Annotated in this window: 2 tRNA genes and 3 rRNA genes; all 5 read left to right on the forward strand. The window is 55.9% G+C overall.

The features are described 5' to 3' along the window. The first annotated feature begins 236 nt into the window (after positions 1-236). The 5 genes from E6O51_RS21545 to rrf all read left to right on the forward strand — a co-directional run bounded on the left by E6O51_RS21545 (position 237) and on the right by rrf (position 5,400). Positions 237-1,772: ribosomal RNA gene (locus E6O51_RS21545) — 16S ribosomal RNA — on the forward strand. 83 nt (positions 1,773-1,855) lie between these two features. Further along, a tRNA-Ile gene (locus E6O51_RS21550) sits at positions 1,856-1,932 on the forward strand. 15 nt (positions 1,933-1,947) lie between these two features. After that, positions 1,948-2,023 (forward strand) — tRNA-Ala (locus E6O51_RS21555). A 292-nt stretch (positions 2,024-2,315) separates the two neighbouring features. Beyond that, positions 2,316-5,203 (forward strand): 23S ribosomal RNA (locus E6O51_RS21560). Between the two features lie 84 nt (positions 5,204-5,287). After that, a 5S ribosomal RNA gene (gene rrf / locus E6O51_RS21565) occupies positions 5,288-5,400 on the forward strand. Together the 16S, 23S and 5S rRNA genes with 2 tRNA genes alongside form the textbook arrangement of a ribosomal RNA operon. The last annotated feature ends 11 nt before the right edge of the window (positions 5,401-5,411 follow it).

A 5,411-nucleotide genomic window follows, 5' to 3' on the forward strand; every position in this document is an offset into this window, starting at 1 on the left:
AGCGGTACTTCCGGTGTCTGGGTGGTGAGTTGGGGCGCTGGAGGGGGTTGACGGGAGTAGTTGTATGGGTCAAACTTTCGCTTCTTCGCTGCCCGCGCAGCGGTTCTTTAAAAACCTGGACAATCGATAAGTGTGGGTGCTTGGGTGTTGTGGTCGCTGCCCTTCGGGGCAGGGGTTTCACAATGATTCGAGTGCTCGCAAAAGTCAGTGATGATTTTGAGTACTTTGCAGAGATTGAACTTAAGAGTTTGATCCTGGCTCAGATTGAACGCTGGCGGCATGCTTTACACATGCAAGTCGAACGGCAGCGCGGGCTTCGGCCTGGCGGCGAGTGGCGAACGGGTGAGTAATGCATCGGAACGTACCCAGTGGTGGGGGATAGCTCGGCGAAAGCCGGATTAATACCGCATACGCCCTGAGGGGGAAAGCGGGGGACCTTCGGGCCTCGCGCCATTGGAGCGGCCGATGTCGGATTAGCTAGTTGGTGGGGTAAAGGCCTACCAAGGCGACGATCCGTAGCTGGTCTGAGAGGATGATCAGCCACACTGGGACTGAGACACGGCCCAGACTCCTACGGGAGGCAGCAGTGGGGAATTTTGGACAATGGGGGCAACCCTGATCCAGCCATGCCGCGTGAGTGAAGAAGGCCTTCGGGTTGTAAAGCTCTTTCAGTCGGGAAGAAAAGGCGCCTTTGAATAGAGGGCGTTGCTGACGGTACCGACAGAAGAAGCACCGGCTAACTACGTGCCAGCAGCCGCGGTAATACGTAGGGTGCGAGCGTTAATCGGAATTACTGGGCGTAAAGCGTGCGCAGGCGGTTGTGTAAGACAGGTGTGAAATCCCCGGGCTTAACCTGGGAACTGCGCTTGTGACTGCACGACTGGAGTACGGCAGAGGGGGGTGGAATTCCACGTGTAGCAGTGAAATGCGTAGAGATGTGGAGGAACACCGATGGCGAAGGCAGCCCCCTGGGCCTGTACTGACGCTCATGCACGAAAGCGTGGGGAGCAAACAGGATTAGATACCCTGGTAGTCCACGCCCTAAACGATGTCGACTAGTCGTTCGGAGCGGTAACGCACTGAGTGACGCAGCTAACGCGTGAAGTCGACCGCCTGGGGAGTACGGCCGCAAGGTTAAAACTCAAAGGAATTGACGGGGACCCGCACAAGCGGTGGATGATGTGGATTAATTCGATGCAACGCGAAAAACCTTACCTACCCTTGACATGCCAGGAACCCTGCTGAGAGGCGGGGGTGCCTTCGGGAGCCTGGACACAGGTGCTGCATGGCTGTCGTCAGCTCGTGTCGTGAGATGTTGGGTTAAGTCCCGCAACGAGCGCAACCCTTGCCACTAATTGCCATCATTCGGTTGGGCACTTTAGTGGGACTGCCGGTGACAAACCGGAGGAAGGTGGGGATGACGTCAAGTCCTCATGGCCCTTATGGGTAGGGCTTCACACGTCATACAATGGTCGGTACAGAGGGTTGCCAAGCCGCGAGGTGGAGCCAATCCCACAAAGCCGATCGTAGTCCGGATCGCAGTCTGCAACTCGACTGCGTGAAGTCGGAATCGCTAGTAATCGCGGATCAGCATGTCGCGGTGAATACGTTCCCGGGTCTTGTACACACCGCCCGTCACACCATGGGAGTGGGTTTCACCAGAAGTAGGTAGCTTAACCTTCGGGAGGGCGCTTACCACGGTGAGATTCATGACTGGGGTGAAGTCGTAACAAGGTAGCCGTATCGGAAGGTGCGGCTGGATCACCTCCTTTCAAGAGAACGGATCACAGCGTTCAAGTACCCACAGCTTATCGGTTGTCCATGTGGCATGAGCCTCGCAACACACACATACCGCGGGTCTGTAGCTCAGCTGGTTAGAGCACCGTCTTGATAAGGCGGGGGTCGTTGGTTCGAACCCAACCAGACCCACCATCGTTTCAAGCACGGGGGGCTGTAGCTCAGCTGGGAGAGCATCGGCTTTGCAAGCCGAGGGTCGTCGGTTCGATCCCGACCAGCTCCACCAGTGGCCGGCGGCGGGCAGTGTGTTGAAAAGGTGAGGTGTGAAGCGTGATCTGGAATGAGATCAGGCTTCACCCCTTACGGCAATGGTCGTGAAGAGGTTCGTTCTTTAACAAAGTGGAAAGGTAGTAGTTCGTGTGCCCGGCGGGGCAATGTCAGCCGCCGGGTGCATGGGTTGTGATTGCATTCGAGCCATATCCGCTTGCGAACCGGCGGTGGGTGTGGCGCACAAACGAGTTCTGAGGCTATGGCGGCGGGCCTTCCCGGCAAGTTGAGGGGAGGGTCCAAGGTTATAGGATCAAGCGACTAAGTGCATGTGGTGGATGCCTTGGCGATCACAGGCGATGAAGGACGTGCAAGCCTGCGAAAAGCGTGGGGGAGCTGGCAATGGAGCATTGATCCCGCGATGTCCGAATGGGGAAACCCGGCCCTTTGGGGTCATCCCAGACTGAATCCATAGGTCTGAGGAGGCGAACGCAGCGAACTGAAACATCTAAGTAGCTGCAGGAACAGAAATCAACCGAGATTCCGTAAGTAGTGGCGAGCGAACACGGAGCAGCCTGCACGACTAAACCATCTTGTTAGCAGAACGGTCTGGAAAGTCCGGCAATAAAGGGTGATAGCCCCGTATGCGAAAACAAGGTGGCGGGTCTGAGCGTGCGACAAGTAGGGCGGGACACGAGAAATCCTGTCTGAAGATGGGGGGACCATCCTCCAAGGCTAAATACTCGTGATCGACCGATAGTGAACCAGTACCGTGAGGGAAAGGCGAAAAGAACCCCGGGAGGGGAGTGAAATAGATCCTGAAACCGCATGCATACAAACAGTGGGAGCCTCCTTGTGGGGTGACTGCGTACCTTTTGTATAATGGGTCAGCGACTTACGTTATGTGGCGAGCTTAACCGAATAGGGGAGGCGTAGGGAAACCGAGTCTGATAAGGGCGAAATAGTCGCATGGCGTAGACCCGAAACCGGATGATCTATCCATGGCCAGGATGAAGGTGCCGTAACAGGTACTGGAGGTCCGAACCCACTAACGTTGAAAAGTTAGGGGATGAGCTGTGGATAGGGGTGAAAGGCTAAACAAATCCGGAAATAGCTGGTTCTCCCCGAAAACTATTTAGGTAGTGCGTCGTACGGACACTTGCGGGGGTAGAGCACTGTAATCGTTGGGGGGGTCACTGCGATCTACCCCGCGATAGCAAACTCCGAATACCGCAAAGTGATATACGGCAGACAGACAGCGGGTGCTAACGTCCGTTGTCAAGAGGGAAACAACCCAGACCGCCAGCTAAGGTCCCAAATGCATGGCTAAGTGGCAAACGAGGTGGGAAGGCCCAGACAGCTAGGAGGTTGGCTTAGAAGCAGCCACCCTTTAAAGAAAGCGTAATAGCTCACTAGTCGAGTCGTCCTGCGCGGAAGATGTAACGGGGCTCAAGCCATGAACCGAAGCTGCGGATGTGCCGTTTGGCACGTGGTAGGGGAGCGTTCCGTAAGCCTGCGAAGGTGTCTCGTAAGGGATGCTGGAGGTATCGGAAGTGCGAATGCTGACATGAGTAGCGATAAAGGGTGTGAAAAGCACCCTCGCCGAAAGCCCAAGGTTTCCTGCGCAACGTTCATCGGCGCAGGGTGAGTCGGCCCCTAAGGCGAGGCAGAAATGCGTAGTCGATGGGAAACAGGTCAATATTCCTGTACCGGTTCTAGATGCGATGGGGGGACGGAGAAGGTTAGGCCGGCCGGGTGTTGGACGTCCCGGTTTAAGCGTGTAGGCGTGCCCGATAGGCAAATCCGTCGGGCTGAGCTGAGGCGTGATGACGAGGTCCCTTGCGGACCGAAGTGGTTGATACCCTGCTTCCAGGAAAAGCCTCTAAGCTTCAGTCTAGAATCGACCGTACCGCAAACCGACACAGGTGGGCAGGTTGAAAATACCAAGGCGCTTGAGAGAACTCAGGAGAAGGAACTCGGCAAATTGATACCGTAACTTCGGGAGAAGGTATGCCCCGTTAGCTTGTAGGCGAACAGCCGAAGGGCGAAGGGGCCGCAGAGAATCGGTGGCTGCGACTGTTTATTAAAAACACAGCACTGTGCAAAATCGAAAGATGACGTATACGGTGTGACGCCTGCCCGGTGCCGGAAGGTTAAGTGATGGGGTGCAAGCTCTTGATCGAAGCCCCGGTAAACGGCGGCCGTAACTATAACGGTCCTAAGGTAGCGAAATTCCTTGTCGGGTAAGTTCCGACCTGCACGAATGGCGTAACGATGGCCACACTGTCTCCTCCTGAGACTCAGCGAAGTTGAAGTGTTTGTGAAGATGCAATCTCCCCGCGGCAAGACGGAAAGACCCCATGAACCTTTACTGTAGCTTTGCATTGGACTTTGACGGGACTTGTGTAGGATAGGTGGGAGGCTATGAAGCCGGGACGCTAGTTCCGGTGGAGCCGTCCTTGAAATACCACCCTGGTGTCGTCGAGGTTCTAACCCAGGCCCGTGAATCCGGGTCGGGGACCGTGCATGGCAGGCAGTTTGACTGGGGCGGTCTCCTCCCAAAAGGTAACGGAGGAGTACGAAGGTCGCCTAGGTACGGTCGGACATCGTACTGATAGTGCAATGGCAAAAGGCGGCTTGACTGCGAGACCGACAAGTCGAGCAGGTGCGAAAGCAGGTCATAGTGATCCGGTGGTTCTGTATGGAAGGGCCATCGCTCAACGGATAAAAGGTACTCTGGGGATAACAGGCTGATTCCGCCCAAGAGTTCACATCGACGGCGGAGTTTGGCACCTCGATGTCGGCTCATCACATCCTGGGGCTGTAGCCGGTCCCAAGGGTATGGCTGTTCGCCATTTAAAGTGGTACGTGAGCTGGGTTTAAAACGTCGTGAGACAGTTTGGTCCCTATCTGCCGTGGGCGCTGGAAGTTTGAGGGGACCTGCTCCTAGTACGAGAGGACCGGAGTGGACGCACCTCTGGTGTACCGGTTGTGACGCCAGTCGCATCGCCGGGTAGCTAAGTGCGGAAGAGATAACCGCTGAAAGCATCTAAGCGGGAAACTCGCCTCGAGATGAGACTTCCCCGGGGCCTCGAGCCCCCTGAAGGGTCGTTGAAGACCACAACGTTGATAGGCGGGGTGTGGAAGCGTGGCAACACGTTGAGCTAACCCGTACTAATTGCCCGTGTGGCTTGATCCTATAACCTTGCAACACCAAGTCCAGAACTCAAAAGAACAATCACCACCCCAGAACTACTCCCCTCCCCTTTGTTACCCGTCACAGTCTGACGACCATAGCTGCTCGGTCCCACCCCTTCCCATCCCGAACAGGTCCGTGAAACGAGTACGCGCCCATGATAGTGAGGTTCCCCTCGCGAAAGTAGGTCATCGTCAGACTAACTCATACC

This window comes from Pseudothauera rhizosphaerae, from assembly GCF_004801305.1.
Taxonomy (GTDB): Bacteria; Pseudomonadota; Gammaproteobacteria; order Burkholderiales; family Rhodocyclaceae; genus Pseudothauera; species Pseudothauera rhizosphaerae.